Source organism: Microcoleus sp. Pol7_B2 (assembly GCF_036701035.1).
In the GTDB taxonomy this organism is placed as follows: domain Bacteria; phylum Cyanobacteriota; class Cyanobacteriia; order Cyanobacteriales; family Microcoleaceae; genus Microcoleus.
Map to the genome: position 1 here is coordinate 1 of NZ_JAUBQB010000066.1, position 20,566 is coordinate 20,566.

16 protein-coding genes are annotated in these 20,566 nt (G+C 46.6%); 9 read left to right on the forward strand and 7 right to left on the reverse strand.

Going from position 1 to position 20,566, the window contains the following annotated elements; translation table 11 throughout:
* Nucleotides 1-217: 217 nt before the first annotated feature.
* Together QUA57_RS21380 and QUA57_RS21385 are read right to left on the reverse strand one after the other, a co-directional pair.
* Nucleotides 218-2,176, reverse strand: coding sequence for a cation:proton antiporter domain-containing protein (locus QUA57_RS21380; protein WP_333063474.1), 1,959 nt, complete (start codon nt 2,174-2,176; stop codon nt 218-220).
* 632 nt (nt 2,177-2,808) lie between these two features.
* On the reverse strand, nt 2,809-4,071 hold the full coding sequence (locus QUA57_RS21385; RefSeq protein WP_333063475.1) for a GH25 family lysozyme: 1,263 nt from the start codon (nt 4,069-4,071) through the stop codon (nt 2,809-2,811).
* 113 nt (nt 4,072-4,184) lie between these two features.
* Between QUA57_RS21385 and QUA57_RS21390 the strand changes: the two genes are divergently transcribed.
* Nucleotides 4,185-4,679 (forward strand): DUF427 domain-containing protein, encoded by a 495-nt coding sequence (locus tag QUA57_RS21390; RefSeq protein ID WP_333063476.1) that lies wholly within the window; start codon nt 4,185-4,187, stop codon nt 4,677-4,679.
* Nucleotides 4,680-5,077: 398 nt separating this feature from the next.
* Nucleotides 5,078-6,190 carry a diguanylate cyclase gene (locus tag QUA57_RS21395; RefSeq protein ID WP_333063477.1) on the forward strand — a complete coding sequence of 371 codons (1,113 nt, stop codon included), beginning with the start codon at nt 5,078-5,080 and terminating at the stop codon, nt 6,188-6,190.
* Between the two features lie 18 nt (nt 6,191-6,208).
* Here QUA57_RS21395 and QUA57_RS21400 read toward each other — a convergent pair whose 3' ends face one another.
* Nucleotides 6,209-6,448 carry a helix-turn-helix transcriptional regulator gene (locus QUA57_RS21400; RefSeq protein WP_333041566.1) on the reverse strand — a complete coding sequence of 80 codons (240 nt, stop codon included), beginning with the start codon at nt 6,446-6,448 and terminating at the stop codon, nt 6,209-6,211.
* A gap of 435 nt (nt 6,449-6,883) precedes the next feature.
* Nucleotides 6,884-7,900 carry a methyltransferase domain-containing protein gene (locus QUA57_RS21405; RefSeq protein WP_333063478.1) on the reverse strand — a complete coding sequence of 339 codons (1,017 nt, stop codon included), beginning with the start codon at nt 7,898-7,900 and terminating at the stop codon, nt 6,884-6,886.
* Between the two features lie 586 nt (nt 7,901-8,486).
* Between QUA57_RS21405 and trxB the strand changes: the two genes are divergently transcribed.
* The 6 genes from trxB (at nt 8,487) to rpoD (ending at nt 14,021) form a co-directional block, all read left to right on the forward strand.
* Nucleotides 8,487-9,857, forward strand: a complete 1,371-nt coding sequence (trxB, locus tag QUA57_RS21410; RefSeq protein ID WP_333063479.1) for a thioredoxin-disulfide reductase — start codon at nt 8,487-8,489, stop codon at nt 9,855-9,857.
* A gap of 264 nt (nt 9,858-10,121) precedes the next feature.
* Nucleotides 10,122-11,006 (forward strand): ABC transporter permease, encoded by an 885-nt coding sequence (locus QUA57_RS21415; RefSeq protein ID WP_190660478.1) that lies wholly within the window; start codon nt 10,122-10,124, stop codon nt 11,004-11,006.
* A 542-nt stretch (nt 11,007-11,548) separates the two neighbouring features.
* Nucleotides 11,549-11,749 carry a hypothetical protein gene (locus QUA57_RS21420; protein ID WP_333063481.1) on the forward strand — a complete coding sequence of 67 codons (201 nt, stop codon included), beginning with the start codon at nt 11,549-11,551 and terminating at the stop codon, nt 11,747-11,749.
* Between the two features lie 255 nt (nt 11,750-12,004).
* A complete protein-coding gene (locus QUA57_RS21425; RefSeq protein WP_333251313.1) occupies nt 12,005-12,169 on the forward strand; it encodes a hypothetical protein in 165 nt (54 codons plus the stop codon).
* 220 nt (nt 12,170-12,389) lie between these two features.
* Nucleotides 12,390-12,587 (forward strand): hypothetical protein, encoded by a 198-nt coding sequence (locus QUA57_RS21430; RefSeq protein ID WP_333063483.1) that lies wholly within the window; start codon nt 12,390-12,392, stop codon nt 12,585-12,587.
* A gap of 267 nt (nt 12,588-12,854) precedes the next feature.
* Nucleotides 12,855-14,021 carry an RNA polymerase sigma factor RpoD gene (rpoD, locus tag QUA57_RS21435; protein ID WP_333063484.1) on the forward strand — a complete coding sequence of 389 codons (1,167 nt, stop codon included), beginning with the start codon at nt 12,855-12,857 and terminating at the stop codon, nt 14,019-14,021.
* Between the two features lie 214 nt (nt 14,022-14,235).
* On the opposite strand, the gene QUA57_RS21440 is transcribed toward rpoD, so the two are convergent.
* The 3 genes from QUA57_RS21440 to QUA57_RS21450 all read right to left on the reverse strand — a co-directional run bounded on the left by QUA57_RS21440 (nt 14,236) and on the right by QUA57_RS21450 (nt 18,668).
* Complete coding sequence (locus QUA57_RS21440) at nt 14,236-14,388, reverse strand: chlorophyll A-B binding protein (RefSeq protein WP_172186457.1); 153 nt, start codon at nt 14,386-14,388, stop codon at nt 14,236-14,238.
* A 121-nt stretch (nt 14,389-14,509) separates the two neighbouring features.
* Entirely contained in the window at nt 14,510-15,922 is a 1,413-nt protein-coding gene (locus tag QUA57_RS21445) for an ABC transporter ATP-binding protein (protein ID WP_333063485.1), read from the reverse strand.
* A 193-nt stretch (nt 15,923-16,115) separates the two neighbouring features.
* Entirely contained in the window at nt 16,116-18,668 is a 2,553-nt protein-coding gene (locus QUA57_RS21450; RefSeq protein WP_333063486.1) for a DNA topoisomerase (ATP-hydrolyzing), read from the reverse strand.
* 1,476 nt (nt 18,669-20,144) lie between these two features.
* Here QUA57_RS21450 and QUA57_RS21455 point away from each other — a divergent pair.
* Nucleotides 20,145-20,540, forward strand: a complete 396-nt coding sequence (locus QUA57_RS21455) for a response regulator (RefSeq protein ID WP_006632892.1) — start codon at nt 20,145-20,147, stop codon at nt 20,538-20,540.
* Nucleotides 20,541-20,566: the final 26 nt, after the last annotated feature.

Here is a 20,566-nt window from a genome sequence, read left to right on the forward strand (position 1 = left end):
TGGTTGATACGATAATTGCTGTGGCTCTTGACTTAATGAATCCCAAACATCTCAAAAACTGGTTTGCTAATTGCTGCCACTGTACCTCATAACATCCGGAAGTGCTGTATATTTCAATCCCATATCAAAAATTCTCAAATCTTCTCCCCGTCTCCCCTTCTCCCCCTCTCCCACTCTAATACCATAGAAAATCTAGATCCACGACTGCTTACTGCCCCTATCGCGAAACTGGCGGTAGCAAAACTTCTGCTTCCTTCTCCATTTTAGCTTCCTCCACAACCGGCTCTAAAACCGGAGAAGGAATCGGCACTTCTTCAACTACCTGATGCTTTTCCAAAGTCAAACGAGACTGAGACGAACCAGACAATCTTTTCAACAATTTCGGTGTCGGATCGTACAGCAAATAAATAATGCGATCGCCTGCTTGCCAAATCTGGGTCGCCGACACTACTTGCAAGTATCCTTGTCTTTCCAGCAGTAGGGGCGCCAACTCCCCGGCTTGAACCAAAGCTTGCAAGTGAGCAATCTGAAACTGCAATCCCTCACTTTTTAACTCAGTTTCCCCCAATTTCACTTCGCCGTCGCTCAAATATTCGTTCCAATCCTTCAGCGACAAATCCGAGACAAAAGCTTGATTGATTTTAGTCTTATTTGCAGGCGTATTTGCTTGCGGATCTTTGGGGAATATTGCCAAAACTCTCGGCGGTGCAAACTCTTCTGCCGCTCGCTGAGCTAACACTAAGTTTACCTCGCCGTTGTTAGTCATTGCCAAAAAAGTTCCCATCGATTCGAGCCCGGCTTCTTCTAACACGCTGTGGTCGAGAGCACTGCTCAAAAACACCCGCAAACCCTCTCGTTCTGCTTGTGCACAAGCTTCCGGGTTGGTGTCGATAATTGCCACCGATTCTCCGCGTTCTTGAAACAAGCGAGCAATTAATCTGCTCAAAGGATTTGACCCCACAATTGCAGCACCGGTTGCGGATTTTGAGGTGATTCCCAAAAGTTGAGCGATCCGTCCGGCCGTTAGTCCCTGGACGAAAACTGTCATAATAATTGTTAGGAAAACTAACGCTTTAATCGAGTCGCCGCCGTTGATTCCCCGCTGGGTGAGCAAAATTGCAAATAAAGATGCGATCGACGCTGAGACAATTCCCCTCGGTGCTACCCAACAAACAAATAATTTCTGCCGCCAATTCAGTCCGCTGTTCCAAGTACACAGCCAAACGTTGATCGGCCGCACTACCCACATTAAAGCTAAAACTGTAAACAAACTTCCCCAACCGAGGGCGACCACACTAGCGAGGGATAAATCGGCCGCCAGCAGCACGAACAGCATGGAAATAGCCAGGACTGTGAGCTGACCTTTAAACCTCCTCAGCAGCCTTTCTTCCGGCACAGCAGCGGCTCTGAGGACGATGCCCGATAGGACAGTTGCCATCAGTCCCGATTCGCTGCGGATTTCTTCTGCTAAGCCGAAAAATCCCCACAAACCAGCTAAAACTACCAAGTTTTTGAGGTCTTCTGAGAGAAATTGCGATCGCTTGAGAATGAATCCCAGCAACCAACCGCCCGCAACTCCGACGACTGCGCCAACAAAGAGTCGCACGATTAAATCTCGGAACAAAACCAGCAAATCAGGATTGCCGTTCAAAATAATATTCAGCACCAATACTGCCAGAATTGCCCCGACAGGATCGATTAAAACGCCTTCTGCTTCTAGCAAGGCGGCGACTTGTTTGTCAACAGATACTTGTTTGAGCAAAGGGCCGATTACTGTCGGGCCTGTGACGACTACTAGAGAAGCATACAAAAATGCGATCGGCCAGGGAAATTCCCCCAACCAGTGTGCGGCCATTCCGCCGCCAATTAGCGTAATTAAAGTGCCTACGGTAACTAAATTGCGGATGCTGCCGGAAAGTTTTCCTAAATCTCGCAATTCCAAATTCAAGCCGCCTTCAAACAGAATTAACGCTACGCAAAGCGATACCATAACTTCCAAACCGCTGCCCAGCAGATTTGGGTGCAGCACTCCCAAGCAGTCTGGGCCGGCTAAAATTCCAAACAACAGCAAAAAGACGATCGCCGGAACTTTCAAATAAGCGGCGAGAACTTGAGCGCTGATGCCACAGATGACGGTCATGACCATCAACAGGGTGATGTTAAAGGGGATTTCCATAGATATAATTGTTACAGGGTGCCCGCTTAGTTTTAAATGTTCGATCGCGGGTAATTGGAGTGCAGGCGCTATTTTCGGCGCAGCTTACAAACTCGGCACGGCCCTGGATTTTTCCCAATAAGATTAAAAAAACTTGATAGTCGCTATAACTTTATCAGATAATTCTCTTGGAGTCAAAGATGGCAGTAAGCTGTAGCTAAGGGAGAGATTGTCTGTTATGTTCGAGATATGTTCGAGAGTTTGATGGGGATGCGGGTACAGAGGAAGAGGATTTGACGAATTTTGATGGGGAGTCAATCTCAAATCTCAAATAGCAAGATTTGCCAGTTTTTCCATTATAGAGCCTTTCAACCTCAGATTCATCTGTGGAGTCAATCTCCAATTAAAAAGCTCACATCTCAAATCCATCGCCCCCAGACTCATCTTTAGAGCGAGCATCTCACTTTTTCAGCCAAGCTAGAAATTGGAGGCAGGACGCAGAAGGAAAGAGGAAGAAGGAAGGAGCCACAAAAAGTGTTTTTACAAATATGAGATGCTCCCTCTTTAGAGTAGATTTCCCATCTAAAATCAATCTCAAATCCCAACATTCCTCTGTAGAGTCAATCTAAACTCTAAAATCTTAGATCTATAATCTATAATTTATTGGCATTCTGCCACCTGCGAAAAAACTCCGATAGAATTGCCGGCGAAACTCGCCCTTCCAGCCAATCTAAAGCCTGGTTTTGCTGGGGTGCTGCCCGATAAAATTTGCACGCATCTATCAGCCGAATCGGAGCATTAGTGACAATAGATTGAGAGCGCCATTTTTGTGCAAACTCGGTAATAATAGCCGGAGAAATTTGTTTTTGCAGCCAATCTAAAGCTTGGTCTTGTTGTGCTAAACCGCGATAAAATTTGCCCACATCTATCAATCGCAAATTACTGTCTTGAGGTAAGGCAGTTGCGCGCCATTTTTGAGCAAATTCCCCTAAAACATAGGTAGGAACCTGACTTTGCAGCCAAATTAAGGCAGTATCTTGGCTAGCGCTAGCTTTATAAGATGAGAATACCTGAGTCAGTCGCACGCCTGATATGGGAGCGGGAGTCGGAGCGGGAGTCGGGGTTGGAGGGGGGACAACTACTTTGGGAGATTTTCGCATCAAAGCGGCCCAGGTTTTGAGGCTGGCAATGCCGTCTGGATTGAGACCTTGGGATTTCTGAAACGAGATGAGCGCCGCTGTGGTGGTGGCTCCAAATTTACCATCCATCGCGCCTTGATAAAAACCTTTAATTCTTAATTCCCTCTGGATGTCTGCAACTTTATAACTTAGGGCGCCTTCTCGGACGCTTTCAAAAATATTGGTGTCTACATTGCCCGAGACGCCGGACACACTGCCGCTGTCGCTGTACTGCCAAAAAGTCCAAGTTTTCCAGCCGCCGGGAACCCAAGGTTCTTCAGCACTGGTATAGTGAGCAATCCACAGCGGGTAATCCGCAAACCGTTTTGTCCCCAGGTTGTCCCAGAAACCGGGGTACGTGTAGATAATCGGCCGCATCAAGGTGGCTTTTTCGACTGCTTCTAACCAAATTGCGGCTCGATCGCACAATTGATCCACACTCAAACCGCCTGTAGTTTCCACATCCAAGACTGGCGGCAAATCCCCCGGTTCGAGTTTTACAGTTTTCAAGAACAAATCTATTTGCCCTTGAACGCTGCTTGCAGGTCGAAAAAAGTGGTAAGCACCGCGTTGAATCCCCGCCGCTTTCATCGCCGCCCAATTGCGGGCGAAACTTTGGGCAACTAACGTTGCACCCTCGGTCGATTTGACAAAACTAAAGGTAATACCATCCCGGGCAACTGCTTGCCAATTGACATTGGGCTGGTAGTCGGAAACGTCTATACCGCGAATACTCATATTACGAAAAGTTGGAAAAAGCTGGTTTGGTCTGAAGCAGCGACTCGATTAAGGGTACATTAAATTGTAATGCTAAGTCGCTAAGTGTTTTTTTTGCAGGGGAGATAGTGCAAATGAAATTCGATCGAATAGATCCCGGCCCTGGTGAAGAGTCTGTTTGGGATTACCCGCGTCCCCCTCGCCTTGAGGAATCGACCAAACACGTACAGATAATTTTTAATGGAGTGACGATCGCCGACACGCGCCGTCCTCAGCGGGTATTGGAGACAAGTCACCCTCCTGCCTACTATATCTGCCCCGATGACATCAAAATGGAATATTTGCACAAAACTTTACGGGGTTCTTGGTGCGAGTGGAAGGGACAAGCCGGTTATTACACAGTGACGGTGGGAGAAAAGGAAGTAGTAAATGCTGCTTGGTTTTATCCCAATCCTAATCAGATTTTTGTAGCTATTAAAGATTATGTGGCTTTTTATCCCAGCAAGATGGATGCCTGTTATGTGGACGGAGAATTAGTGCAATCTCAACCAGGGGATTTTTACGGCGGCTGGATTACCAAAGATATTGTCGGTCCGTTTAAGGGAGGGCCAGAAACTTGGGGGTGGTGAGGGAAGGTTGAGTTTTGAATTTTGAGTTGAGAACAGGGGCAGAAACCACGTTTTTTTATGGAAAACCTCGTTACAGCCTCGACCCAGGGTTAAAAACGCGGTTTTTTGAGTTTGTGAACACCGTCCCTGAGCGGAGGACTGGCGCAGAAATCGTTTTTTTTACGCCGTAAAAAGCCCATAGTAAAAAATTGAGGAAATAATGAGAATTATTCAATAAATCTGTAATTTAGTGAGCATGAATCAAGGCAGTGCAGCTACAAAAAAGAACGCAGCAGCTTCTTCCCTTATAAAAAATAGTGTAGTAAATAATACAACCAATGGTAACAAATAAATACTAATCTAAGTTAATAGTTGACACTAGCTTCGTTGCTGCTTTATTATTTATTCGGATCTGCGCTGTGTCTGTTGAATTTATTGAGCCGTCTAACTCGGCAGAAAACTCACCCAAAAATTTATCTTTAGAGTCTACTCTTAAGGATCTAGATCTATTCAATTTTCAGGTTGACTCCTCATATCTCGCCAAAGAAGTAGCTCGGTTTTTTCAAGCTCACCCGCTGCTTCCGGGAGTTATCTTGACCGTAAATGGGGAATTTTTAGGGATGATATCGCGTCGGCGATTTATGGAACGCATGAGCCGCCCTTACGGAGTAGATATATTTGCTTGCAGACCGATTATAGCCTTGTATCAAATAGCTCAAACCGATATTTTGATTTTACCAGGAGTAGCCTTAATTGTCATGGCAGCTCAGCGAGCCGTACAGCGACCGCCGGAACTGCTTTACGAGCCAATTGTTGTGCAGTTAGAACCTCAAGTTTACCGATTGTTAGACGTGCATCAACTGTGGGTAGCTTTATCCCAAATTCACCAACAAGCTACTTGGTCTATGAGCGAACTTTATTATAACTTATCCCTCACGCAATCCGATTTAGAAGCAGCTAATTCTCAATTAAAAGCAGCTAATTCCGAATTGTATCGCCTTGCCAACTTAGATGGCTTAACTCAGGTTGCCAACCGTCACTGTTTTAACGAATACTTAGAGAAAAAGGGGCAAGAATTGGCGGAAGCAGCGGCAGAAATATCTTTAATTTTATGCGATGTAGACTTTTTTAAGAAATACAACGATACTTATGGACATCAGGCGGGAGATACTTGCTTGCAGCAGGTAGCCCAAGCTATTTTGGAAGCGGTAAATTACTCAACAGGCGAAGTTTCGGGCGAGAGTCTGGTAGCCCGTTACGGAGGCGAAGAATTTGCAGTGATTTTGCCTCGGACTTCGCCGGAAATAGCTGTCTGGATTGCAGAGCAAATTCGAGTGTGGATCAAAGAACTAAAAATTGAACACGTTAATTCAGAGGTGTGTTCTCTCGTGACGCTGAGTTTGGGGGTAGCGAGTACGGTTCCTCGATCGTCCGCGGCACAAAAAAACTTGATTGCAGCGGCAGATCGCGCGCTTTATCAAGCTAAAAACCGAGGGCGCGATCGAGTAATTTTAGATGCCGATAGATTTTAGATTGGAAAATCGTTTCGATCACAGATTGTCTGGCAAGTCGCCGATCGACCTCCCGATGCTAGACAGCAATTTCTCCAAAGCTTTCATCTGCTTGACGGTGAACGTGGGTACGTTTTTCCCCAACTCCCAACGGCTGATGGTTTGCGACGAAACGCCAAGTTCTCGCGCCAAATCTTCCTGACTCATCTCCAGTTCTTCCCTGAGCTTCTTCAAATGCGACTCTTCATCTTCTGGTCGCGGAACGGGCTTTTTCGGCATAACTTTGAGCGCACATTTTTTCTATAAGATGCTTAAGCATCTTGACTAAACAATAAATTGATTAGACAATATGTTTAATAGCCAGCCCAGAACCGTGGAAAGTACAAGGACTGGCTCTAAAACCCCTTTGGAAAGGAGCATGAATCGATTATGCCTTACAAACAGCGTCTGAATTCCTGGATTATTGTTCGCCTGCTTCCCAATTTACAAAGAAGCGTTGTGGGTCGGTTTCGCAGTTGGTCGGATGCAGACCTCAGATCCGCATTTTGCGGCAGTTACTGCCGGAGGCGAGCCTAATAGTCGTGTTCGATCCGGGCGATCGCTCGTAGAGTAGTTTGGAGAATAGAAGCGATCGCGCAACGGTAAGGCGCATAGCTGAAAAGGCGCGAGCGCTTCTATTCTCATTGGAACTGTTATCGGGCGATCGTACCCAGTCTACAAAGACTCGCACCAAGCACGTTCTGCCGTCCAGTGTCTGTCTGAAGATTCATAAATCCTCAACCCATCCAATCCGGCATTTTGGATCATCTCCTCAACTTCATCCAGCGTAAATGCTGCTTGCAACGAATCGCTGAATAACTGTTTCTGATGGGCGTTGCAATCTCCCGCATACAGATTGACTAAATTATCCCTGATTTCTGATGTTTCCGGCCGCAGTAAATCCCGCAAAAAAATTGCTCCTTGCGGCTTCAACACCCGCTTGACTTCCTGCAAAAAGGGCAGCGGATCGGGCAAATGGTGGATAATGCTGTTGGAAATCACCATGTCAAAATAGTTGTCAGGGTAAGGCATTGCCTTAGCATCAATTAATTCGAGATTAATTTGCGATCGCGCGCCAGCCTTTTCCACATTTTCCGCCCCGACTTTCAGCATATTTGCAGACAAATCGATGCAAGTCAATTTCCATGCTGGCCGCAGTTGACAAAGAGCGATCGGAATTCTCGCCGTACCCGTCCCCACATCCAAAACGTTTCCAAAAACCGGCCCCAACGCCGCAGCACTCTGAGCAAAAGCAGCATTAACCTCAGTAAAGTCCATCGAATCGTATTCGATCGCCTCTTCCAAGGAATCCATCACTTCCGGTTCCAAAACTCGCTGCATAAAATTTATCTCGTTATCTGGCATTTTCATATAGGGGTTCAGTTTCGCCTGCAAAAGCTCGACTAACTCCGGTTCCATATATTGGTAATTGTCCGGTATTTGCAGGCAAATAAGCTTCTTGCCTTCGAGACTATCCGGGAATTTGCTGCGGAGTCGATCGCCATGCTTCTTCTCCATCACAAATATCACATCTGCCCAACCGACAAGACCCTCAGTTACTCTAATTCTTGCACCTTTTTCCGTTCCCGCCGATCGCACGCTGTAGCCGCTAACATTCTCCCATATCTTCTCGGCAGTCAAACTCCTCCACTTATTCTGACTGCACACAAACAATATCTTGATTTTATCCACAAGTTTAAAAAGCAAAATTCGATCTTACTTATCCGCGTTCATCCGCGTTAATCCGCCCACATCTGCGGTTAAAAATCTTAATCCAATTTCCCCCAACTCGCACCTTACATACCACAAATCATGTACTTTGTCAAATCGACCAAAATCTACGTTACAATTCTTAAACCATAAAATGCTAATTTTGCATAAAAAATTGTACTTATTACATTTGCGAATTCGTTAATTTTACGATTTTAAAAGCTTTCAGCGTCAAAAAGTCAAATTAGTCATAATGCCCCTGGATCATGAAAATCGTACCACAAGCCTCAAAGCAAGTAAATAGGTAAAATAATTGAGAATGAAGTCAATAATTTTGGTCATCTTTAGATTTGCTTAAGATTTTAGCCATCAAAATAGATCGAACATTTAAAACTAAATCGACTTTTAGATTGTTTTTGCTTATAAAACAAGCGGGAATTGCCCCGAAGACCGATCGACCCTCAAAAATAGATACAGATGCTCGATCGCACAATGGCATCAAACCAAACTCGATCAAACTCTGCTAGAATTAGTAAAACGAAGTCGTTATGAGTTTAAGTAAATAGCTATGACCAACGAAACCGTAGAAAACCTAGTAATTATCGGCTCAGGGCCCGCAGGCTACACCGCAGCCATCTACGCCGGGAGGGCAAACCTGAAACCCGTAGTCTTTGAAGGCTACCAAGCCGGAGGCGTCCCCGGCGGTCAACTGATGACCACCACAGAAGTAGAAAACTTCCCCGGCTTTCCCGAAGGCATCACCGGGCCGCAACTCATGGATCGGATGAAAGCTCAAGCAGTGCGCTGGGGTGCAGAATTATACACAGAAGATGTAACTTACGTAGATTTGAGCCAGCGGCCGTTTACAGTGCGATCGGAAGACCGAGAAATTAAAACCCACACGATAGTAATCGCTACAGGCGCGACGGCGAAAAGGCTGGGGCTGCCTAGCGAACACGTATTTTGGAGTCACGGCATTTCGGCCTGTGCGATTTGCGACGGCGCTACCCCAATTTTTAAAGGAGTAGATTTAGCTGTAATCGGCGCGGGGGACACAGCAGCGGAAGAATCTATTTATTTGACAAAATACGGCTCTCACGTACATATGTTGGTGCGGCGCAATCAAATGCGCGCCAGCAAAGCCATGCAAGACAGGGTGCTGAGCAATCCCAAAATTACCGTACACTGGAACACCGAAGCAGTGGATATCTTGGGCGAACCGGGCGGCAAAATGGACGGGGTGAGAATTAGAAATATCGAAACCGGCGCCGAGAGTGATTTGCTGGTTAAGGGATTGTTTTACGCGATCGGTCACACTCCCAACACTCAACTGTTCCAAGGTCAGTTAGAACTCGACGAAGTAGGCTATATCGTTACCAAACACGGTTCGGTAGAAACCAGCGTCGAGGGAGTTTACGCCGTCGGCGACGTGCAAGACCACGAGTTTCGCCAAGCCATCACCGCCGCCGGTAGCGGTTGTATGGGGGCGATGCTGGCAGAAAGGTGGCTGTCGTCCAATGGTTTAGCTCAGGAATTCCGCCAAACCGAGGAATCCGAGCAACCCGTCGCAGCGCCGGAAGCTCAAAAAGTACGCAAAACCAGCGCGAACTTTGATATCCAAGACACGCGCCACGAAGGAGGTTATGCTTTGCGGAAGTTGTTCCACGATAGCGATCGACTGATTGTGGTTAAATATGCCTCTCCGAGTTGTGGGCCTTGCCACAGCCTCAAGCCGATTTTGAGCAAAGTAGTAGATGAGTTCGAGGGCAAAATCCACTACGTGGAAATTGACATCGAAGAAGATCCAGAAATTGCTGAAAATGCTGGCGTGATTGGTACGCCGACGATTCAGTATTTCAAAGACAAAGATTTGGTGGCTGAGCTCAAAGGAGTTAAGCCGAAAAGCCAGTACCGCGAATTAATTGCGAGTAATTTGTAGGAATTCGATCGATTTTAGATTTGAGGTTTGCCAAGAGAGATTTAACCTAAACTCAACTTGCGTCCCACCTGCCAAAAAACCGATTTCTCCCCGGCGCGCCAGTCCCGTGCAGGGGAGAAACCGGTTTTTTTTACCCCCATCACGCGAAAAAACCCGGTTTGTCGCGAGTGTTTGGCGAATGAGAAAGAGGATTTTTGACTGTTCCGGGTTTTTTCGCCTGAGTGCTACTAAAATCTAAAAGTCTTATATAGGTCGATCGTCATTATGGCTCAAAGCCGCCTCCGACTGCCCCGATTTCTCAACAGTGCCTCGCCCTCAAGCCTGTCAATGAAAATGATGTGGGCAGGTTTGACAATAACTGCCGTGTTTGTATTGGTAGCCATCTTGTCTCCAGCTATGCAAGCTTGGGGATGGCTGCAAAATCCTACCGAGGCTTTGATTAACCCCATCCACGAACCGCCGTCGGCGAATTATTGGTTTGGTACTAGCCGCAGCGGCTACGATGTGTTTTCCCGCACGCTGTTTGCTTCTCGGGCTGCTTGGCAAGTGGTAATTTTAGCCACTGCTTTGAGTTTGTTTATCGGTGTGCCGCTGGGTTTGGTTAGCGGTTATTTGGGCGGTAAGCTCGATCGAGTGTTGTTATTTTTAATGGATACAATTTATACTTTGCCGGGGCTGCTGCTTTCTTTGACGCTAGCGTTTGTAGTGGGAAAAGGAGTTTTGAATGCTGCGATCGCCCTGAGCATTTCCTACATTCCTCAATACTACCGCGTCGTCAGGAATCACACCGTCAGCGTCAAAACAGAATTATTTGTCGAAGCCGCGCGAGCAATGGGTGCTGACACTTGGACAGTGCTTTCGCGCTACCTGTTTCTGAATGTGATTCAGAGCGTACCTGTGCTGTTTGCGCTCAACGCTGCCGATGCAATATTAACATTAGGAGGTTTGGGATTTCTCGGATTAGGACTTCCCGAAGCAACTCCTGAATGGGGACACGACTTGCGTTTAGCTTTAGATGCGCTACCTACTGGCATTTGGTGGACGGCTTTGTTTCCCGGTTTGGCGATGACTTTAATGGTGGTGGGACTGTCTTTGGTGGGGGAAGGATTAAACGAGTTTGTTAACCCTCGCTTGCGGAATCAGCAGTAATTTGTCTCGCGGTTAAATTAAGTTCGCAGTCAGGACTTTAGTGCTTATTCACAAATATACAAAAAACTGAAGTCCTGACTACAAACAGGCGCTATAAAGAGATGGTAATCTCGGCCCGATTAATTACTAAATCTTTCTCTCAAGAAGGTGAATTATTTCTAGTAAACCTTCGTTGGGTTGTCTATATAGACACGGAGCTGAAATTTTTCTTGATAGCTTCATTTCCTAAAGGTCAAGCCACATAATTTAAACCCGAGTAGAGGATAAAGCAAGGCTCTGTGCTTTCTGATGACACGCTGTAAATAATAACAAAATTTTGAGCATCGCACCAACTTCCTACCGTTCCACTGCTTTAAGTGTATCCTGCAGCTTATGCCTTCTCTAACAATAACAAGCACATCGCTAACTGGGTAAATTTTTCTTCCCTGGCAGAGTTATCGTCGGCCGACTGTTGCAGCAACGCCCGCTGTGGCTTTTGTTTCGTCTGCTTGAAATTATCAAGACAATTCGGGAATGCTACCTAAAATTGATTGAGAGGCTTTATGGAATCTTCACACGGTCACGATATATTTAAAGTAATCGTGAAGTTATACTTCCGGGAGATGGCAAAGTGTGTTGCTTGTGAGTATGTGCGATCGCGCAAGTGCGAACCGAAAGCCAAAAAATTTAGAGAAATCCGCAGCCGAGAGTTGCGCGGCGCGTTAACTCTCAGTAGAATTTATCCTGGTGGTTTTGGCCACTGACGCGACAAACTCGTGTAGAACTGCTTAAATAAGAATGTGACGTTAAGAACTTAATGTGATTTAACATCAAAATTAAACCCAATTTCTGAGATTTGAGCTAACTTAACAATGAAAGCCCCTGTTGCATTACTCAACCCGCAACGCTTCATTGGGGGTCAGAGTCGGTCTCTAATCCAGAGTTGCCGGCTTAAAACTAAAGCTACGAGCTTTATTCAATCGCAGATTGCGTATGATTCAATTCAGGGAAACAGGGTAATGATGGGTGTATCTACACGGATTGTATTGGTTCCAATTTGGGCAACTGAAAAATTGTCTGCTAACTGTCTGGCCAACTACGCCGCAGCCGTTCACCCAGATATACGCAGAAAACAGCGCCGTTCGATCGTGCCAAAGTTTTTGCGGGCCGTTCTCAGGATTTAGCAAAGCCGGACATAAGTTAGTATTGTCAAGCTAAGCTGACAGAGTTTTCCTAGTTCTTGACCAACAATGGAAAACAACTTCCATTTTTTGTGAGAAAGGCTACAATCGGGAAGGTCTTTGCAAGATCCGATTCTCCCGGTTTGGTGCTTCAACCCTCTGCTGTTGCATTTGAGGCAGCAGACCGACATCCAAGGTGGCGAAAATTTGCCGCGCAACTGTCATGTCCGACAACCCGAGTAAAGCAAGGCGAATCAAAAGTTCGACACCTCGAATACAAAAGTTAGAGGGTTCCGTGCCGGAAAACTTGTACGGGTACAAACTCGAAGTACCGAGTAAAAAAGCCAGTATTTTTGGAAGTGCGATCGATCGTAGTTCATGGTTTGCTTCTCTGGGCAAGGTATTGCAGATGATGTGGTAACTCGCTCCGAAAGAAAAAGCCGCCAGCTCAATTTAAGGCCGCGATGTTAAAATCTGCGATCGATTGAATGCGCTGACTGCTTCAAACCCGAACTCGAACTTTGACTCATAAAACTGGTGCAGTTTCGGTAACAGATTCAGCTAGCAGACCGAAAATCCCACTATTTTTTCCTGCGGGAATGTCAATACTGGCTAACTTGTCTAAACTACAAACAGACACTATTCCACTGTTATTTATTCTTTAATTCAGGAGCATGAGGAAGACGGCATGATCCAGGCTAACACCGTACTCGAAACCACAATTACACCGGACATGGAAACAATCGAGTTGCTTCGGGGCGCCGAAAGCGTTCTACCTGAGAGCGAGTTAGAACTCTTTATCGACGAAGAAGACGATCGAGAAGAATTCTTAGACTCTCAATCTGAGGAAGACCCTAAATCTGGCAAAGGCGCCAAAGCCCGCCGTCGGGCACAGGCAAAGAAAAAGCATTATACTGAAGACTCTATTCGTCTTTACCTGCAAGAAATCGGTCGGATTCGACTGCTGCGAGCTGACGAAGAGATTGAACTAGCGCGCAAGATTGCAGATTTGCTGGAATTAGAGCGAGTTCGAGAACAACTGCTCGAAGAGTATAACCGCGAACCCAAAGACAGCGAATGGGCAAATGCTGTAGATATGGCACTTCCTGCATTCCGTCACCGACTCCACGTCGGCCGTCGGGCAAAGGAAAAAATGGTGCAATCAAACCTGCGTTTGGTGGTGTCGATCGCCAAAAAATACATGAATCGCGGTTTGTCTTTCCAAGATTTGATTCAGGAAGGCTCTTTGGGTCTGATCCGGGCTGCTGAAAAATTCGATCACGAAAAAGGCTACAAGTTTTCTACTTATGCAACTTGGTGGATACGTCAAGCCATCACCCGAGCAATTGCCGACCAATCGCGCACTATCCGCCTGCCGGTTCACCTTTACGAAACCATTTCGCGGATCAAGAAAACTACCAAACTCCTGTCTCAGGAAATGGGTCGCAAGCCTACGGAAGAAGAAATTGCTACCCGCATGGAGATGACGATCGAGAAGTTGCGGTTCATTGCTAAGTCCGCACAGTTGCCCATCTCTTTAGAAACTCCGATCGGTAAAGAGGAAGACTCACGTCTGGGAGACTTTATTGAATCTGACGGGGAAACGCCAGAAGATCAAGTCTCGAAAAACTTGCTCAGGGAAGACTTGGAAAGCGTTTTGGATACTCTCAGCCCCCGAGAACGGGATGTACTGCGGCTGCGTTACGGCTTAGATGACGGACGGATGAAGACCTTGGAGGAAATTGGTCAAATCTTTAACGTCACTCGTGAGCGGATTCGCCAAATTGAGGCTAAAGCCCTGCGGAAGTTGCGCCATCCCAACCGCAACAGCATCTTAAAGGAATATATCCGCTAGAGTAATTTGCTAGCATCACCCAAAAGAGTGATTCGCACTCTTTTTTTTGGGGGGGAGACCCCCCGCCCCGGTTTGAGTTATAGCGGTTAAATTTTGTGCTGCTAATAACCCAGAGCAAGTGGCTATTTGCTGCCGAAATCGGGTTGCAAAAATTTTGGGAGTCCGTTACGGAACTCCCAAGCTTTGCATTGTCACAAAATTCTTAACTATAAAATTACATCAGACCCCAAAAGTGAAGCAGGCCTTGACCGGAAACCAATTCGATGATGACAGCGGCAGAGAAACCAATCATCGCCAAACGACCGTTCCAATTTTCGGCTCCTTCGCTGAAGCCCCAGTTCCAAGCGTTGCGTTTTTGTTCTTGCATAGTGCGAACTCCTTTCGTTAACTTGTGTAAGGCTTATGTAAATAAATATAACATTCCTCGATCAAAATGCAAGCTTGTGATTACTGATATCGGTCATAACGGTCGATCGACCTTGATGATTTTACCTAACAGGAAAAATAGCCAACTCGGTATCAGGGTCGAACAAGTGAATTTTGTCATGGGCGATTGCCAACCAAAGCTCCTCGCCAACTCGGATCGATCGCTCAGGAGGAACCCGCACTTGCATCCGCACCGCTGGAGCATCCGTCAAACAAACCCCCAAATAAGTTTCGTGTCCCAAAGCCTCTACAATTTCCACTTGTACCGAAAGATTTTTGGTAGCCGGAGGGTTAATGCTCAGATGTTCCGGCCGAATGCCCAAAATTAGCCCTCGCCCGTCATATTGTTGTAGACTTTTTGCCCAAATATCGGGTAAAGTAAAGCGAAATTGCGGGTGAGAAATCAACAGCGGAGCACTAAATTCCACCGCCAAAAAATTCATCGGCGGAGAACCGATAAACTCAGCAACAAACAGATTAGCCGGCTTGTTGTAAAGCTCTAGAGGTCGAGCTACTTGCTGAATCTGGCCAACCTTCATAATAGCAATCCGATCGCCCATAGTCATCGCCTCAGTTTGGTCGTGAGTTACATAAATAGTTGTAGTTCCCAACTGTCGCTGCAACTGCACAATTTGCGATCGAGTTTCCGCCCTCAATTTCGCATCCAGATTCGATAACGGTTCGTCCATCAAAAAAACTTCAGGATTTCTAGCCATAGCCCTACCCAAAGCTACCCGCTGCTTTTGCCCTCCCGAAAGTTGTTTTGGCAAGCGATTTAAAAGAGATTCTATTTGCAATAATTCAGCTACCTCTCGCACTCGTTTTCCTACAGCCTTTTCCCGTTCCGACAAATAGCGCAAACCCGGAGGCAACTTGCGAGTCGCTCCTCCTAAAAAGTCCTCAAACAAAGGATAACTTAGAGGATTTTTAAAATAATTAGAAGCTAAATCATTAATAACCTCTTCTACCTTCTTCCTAATTTTTTCTATCTTCGGGAGGCGTCCTTCTTCTCCTTGTATCTTCCCCCTTCCTTCTTCTTTCTTCCCTCTTCCTTCTTCCTTCTTTCTTCTTCCTTCTTCTTTCTCCCTTTCCGAGCGGCGCAATCCAAAGGCGAGATTATCGTAAACTGTTAAGTGAGGATAGAGAGCATAATTTTGAAATACCATAGCGATATCTCGGTCTTTAGGAGGCAAATCGTTAACCAGCCGATCGCCAACCCAAATATTGCCGGCCGTCAAAACTTCCAAACCGGCGATCGATCGCAGCAAAGTGCTTTTTCCGCAGCCAGAAGGCCCCACCAGCACCATGAATTCCCCATCTTCGACCGTTAGGTTAATGCGTCGCAAAACGCTGTTAGACGAAGGGCGATCGGCTAGAGGCGAGACACTTTCTGCCACGGTGTTTGCTTCTTTTTCCTGTTCTCCTTGGCGGAGCGGAAAACTTTTGTAGATATTTTCTAATACAACTTGCGCCATTAAACAATGTTAGATTTTAGATTGGAGAATTGGAGAATTGGAGGCAGATCCTATGGGTATTTATTCCCAGGCTCTGCCTGGGAACAAGGCTGAATGGGGAATGGAATTGGACGTATACGCTCGAAGGCAAAAAAGGCAAGCTTTAATTGACTCACAGCGAATAATGACACAATGAATGACCCATGACTAATGACTATTGACTGCTGATAACCTTGATAATTTTTTCCCCCGGATTGAGGTCAAAAACTCGATCGCCCGCAGCATCTTTCCCCCAAAAAGCTATAGCATCAATAGCCGATCGCAGCAGGCGGCCTGAATTAGTAAAAAGTTTGACATCCGTACCCGGAACAGCCTGCAGCAAGCCAACTAAAGCATCTTTAGGCTCTGAGAAACGAAAAGCTTGAGTGCCAATTTCGCCCCGGTTAGTAAGTCTGACAGAACCTGCAGGCATTCGTTTTGCCCAACCCAACTCGGAAAATAGCACCAGACTGTCGTTCGGGTCGAGAGTGATGCAACCCACCAACTCTTCCTGCTTCCGCAACCTGGTTACTTGAGAACCCTGGGCCGCGCGGCCCATTGGTGGCAATTGTTCATCATCAATCTCAAACCGGAGGACTCGGCCTCCTGAAGTTGCGATCGCCACTTGCTCGCCGACTTTACCCAGACTCGCACAGCGCAGCCGATCGTCCTCCTTGAGTTTAACAACAGTAACGCCGCGATTAGTCAAATCAGCAAATTCCTGCATCGGCAAGCGCTTAATTTTCCCTTGCTGAGTCAGAGTTACTAAATCTGCCGCTTCCGAATTTTCCGGCAAAATAAAGTGTGCAACTGTGATTTCCGACAAAGCGCGACCGGCACTATCTTTAGTAGCACTCGGCGACAACAAACTAACGATCGGCGTTCCCCGGTCTTTGGCGCTACTACTAGGAATATCGGCCACTTTCAGCGGGTAAGCTTTGCCGTTAGGAGTTAAGACGACCAAAGTGCGATCTGTTTTCGTCAGATTTGCCGTCACAATAAAATCTTCATTTTTTTCTAAAGCTGAAACCGATTTTTCGCGACTTTTCGAGCGTGGCTTTTCCCCAGTCGGCAAGCGGCGCACGTACTGCTTGTGCGAAAATTCAACAATAGTTTCCTCTGCCTCTACAACGGGCAATAAGTTAGGCTGAATCGTTGCCGGCGACAACTGCTTCACCGCAGAATTTTTCTTACCCGAAAATTGTGGTTCGGCGTTTGCTGCGCGTGCAGTTCCATTGGCGAATTTAGTGCGGCGGGGGTCAGCGTACTTGCGTTTTAGCGAGCGAAATTCCTTCTTTAAAGCCTTCAAAAGTTCGCGCCTGTCGCTCAACAACCGCTGCAATTCTTGAATATTAGCCATCAACTCATCAAACTCAGACTGCAAATTTTGCCTTTCCAAACCAGTCAGTCTACGCATAGGCATCGCCAAAATCGCATCAGCTTGACTTTCGCTCAAATTGAGGCGAACTTGCAAAGTTTGCTTAGCAGTAGAGCCGTCAGGAGAATTTCTGAGAATGTCGATCGCTGTATCGAGATTTGTCAAAGCCAACATTAAGCCTTGGACAATATGACAGCGGCGTTCGGCAGCTTGCAACTCGTAGTTGTAGCGGCGGGTAAGAGTCACTTCCCGGAAATCCAGAAATTCCTGCAACAATTGTCGAAGCGTCAACTGTCGCGGTTGACCGTTGACAATTGCCAGCAAAATCGCCCCAAAATTTGTTTGCAGGTCAGTTTGTTGGTAAAGGCGAGCCAGAACCGCTTCTGGGGTAAATTCCCGCTTGAGTTCAATCACCACTCGAATGCCTTCGCGATCGCTCTCGTCACGCAAATCAGAAATACCGTCGAGGCGGCCAGCATTGACCAACTCCGCCACCTTTTCAATCCAAGCCGCCTTATTTACCTGAAACGGAAACTCCGTCACCACGATCGCCGTTTTAGTACGCACCTTGCGATTACCTGGCACCTCTTCCACCCCGGCCACACCCCTGACCGCAATGCTGCCTCGACCCTTAGTGTAGGCGTCAACAATGCCCTCTGTAGCGACGATTTCCCCTCCGGTTGGAAAATCTGGGCCCGGAATCAGTTCTATCAACTTCTCGTCGGATAGTTCAGGGTTTTCAATCAAAGCAATTAAACCGTCTACCACCTCCCCCAAATTGTGCGGCGGGATATTAGTTGCCATCCCCACAGCAATGCCCGTACAGCCGTTGAGTAACAGAAACGGCAACTGAGCAGGCAATGCCGTCGGTTCCTGCTGCGAATTGTCAAAGTTACCAGTAAAATCAACAGTTGCCTCGCCGACTTGGGTTAGCATAGCTTCGTGGGCGATCGGTGCTAGCCTCGTTTCCGTATAGCGCATAGCAGCCGCCGGATCATTGTCCACCGACCCGAAATTGCCGTGACCCGCCAGTAAAGGATAGCGGCTCGAAAACTCCTGAACCATGCGTACCAGAGCGTCGTAAACCGATTGGTCGCCGTGGGGGTGATATTTTCCCAAAACATCTCCAACTACCCGGGCGCACTTACGGTAAGGTCGGTCTGGCGTCAGACCGAGTTCGTGCATCGCATATAAAATTCGACGGTGAACTGGTTTTAAACCGTCGCGGACATCAGGCAAAGCTCGCCCGACGATCACACTCATGGCATATTCGAGGTACGATTGCTGCATCTCGGCGTGCAGAGGCGTAGAAATTACTTGCCCGGAAAGTAGGTTGAGTTGTTTAGCCATGAGTCCTTGTGTCCGTTAATTCCTGAGTGAAAACAGCCTCTGTCAATAATGCCGAGGTTCCCTGTCTCGATTTAAAAGCCTTTGCCGCAGGCGAACCGAAAGTTCGATCCAACCGCCCAGTTGAAGAATAAAAATAAACTTAACTTGTGAAAGCAGAATCAGAGTCCCGAAGACGGGCAAAACTTGCCTCTTACTCTCCACTCTTACCCTAACCTCTATGTTGCCTTCATTTGCGCCTACCTGTCTATTTACCTTCTGCCGTGAGAAGGTTGAGTCACAGGAGAACACGGAATGCCAGAAACTCAGAACGTAGTGAGGCTGTAGCTCTTCCTAGGAAAGCATCACGAGGGACTTGAGTCCCCGTCAATCTATGATAGAATTTAATTGCAATTAGGAATAACCTTCTACACGAAGAAATATTTTATTCAGGAGAAACCCCAGATTGATCTCGTCTCAGTACAGTCGTAGCGTGGATCAAGCAGCAATGGTAGACGATCGAGCTTACCGTATTTTGCCAAGCGTGATGGACTCAGAAAGTCTTAAAAAAGAAAAGTAAGCGGAATTGGAATACCTCTGGTACTGGTACTTGTTCTGATCGTGTAGAGGCGTCTGGACTATGAATGAAGTCCAAGTTTTGGTCTTATTCAACCATAGAGCGTGGCCGTGACTCGCTGAGAGTGTCAAAAATGCCGATATTGATGAATTCATCAGTCAAAAGCTCTCCTGGCGATATCTCTTAGTCTGACATCCCCTTGATGAACGGAAGCGTCAATATTTTAAGCCGTTTTGAGGGGTTAAAACTGAGAATTAGGAATCTCCAACAATCCCCGCTCAATTCGCTACTCCGAATGCTGTGGCGACGGGATTATGTGAATAAACATGGCTTGATTCTAATGAGGAAGAAGGAAAATAATTATCACACATTCCAGAATCTAATATCAGTTCAAAAAATAATGCAACTGTAGGCCCGTGATCCAAACTGATATCCAGTCAATCAGTTCCCATCTAAAATCTAAAATCTAAAATCTAAAATGGTAGAAGCCGGAGGCTTGACCGAAAGAGAGGATACTATAAGTCCAGGACGCACGGGTAGTCAGAAACCGGGTTTTTTCATAACAATAGTTCGTTATAGCCCGCCGAAACGAGCAAAAACCTGGTTGCGAGGCGTCGTCCATGCGTCCTGGATTGTACTAGAAACCTGCTACCTGAGAATCTTGAGACTCTCACCACTGTCAGGTCTAGTTATAAAAAAGAACTAAACTGTCTGTGTGTAGTAGTCTAAATGATGGTACTGGATGCTTCTAGGCATCTGTAAACCCTCTCACAGCTAGTGGCTCAAGGATATACATACGGGTTTTGCAGGGTTCCCGGCTAATGGCGCTAAAAACTCTGCATTTTTGACGGGGAATGTAGTCCCCGTCTCGTGTTCCTCTTTGGACTAAAGTCACAAAGTTTCTATACTTCCCATATTTATTTATGAAAACCGTTCTGATTGTAGAGGACGATTTGGTTAATGCTCGGGTTTTTTCCAAAATTCTGACTAAGCGGGGGGGCTTAGCCGTGAAGCACACGGAAAATGTTGAAGAGGTGATGCAGATTGCTGCCAACGGCGAAGCTGATTTGATTTTAATGGATGTGTCTCTTTCGCGCAGCGTGTACCAGGGCAAATCTGTTGACGGCATTAAGATTACTCAACTGCTCAAAGCTGACCCGCAAACAGCCTCGCTGCCGATTATTTTGGTGACTGCTCACGCGATGGCTGGTGATAAAGAAACATTTCTGGATCAAAGCGGTGCCGACGGTTACATCTCTAAACCTGTGGTAGACCATCAAGAGTTTGTTAATCAAATCAAGGCTTTGCTGCCTGATTGAGTGAACCATATATGCAGAAGGAATAA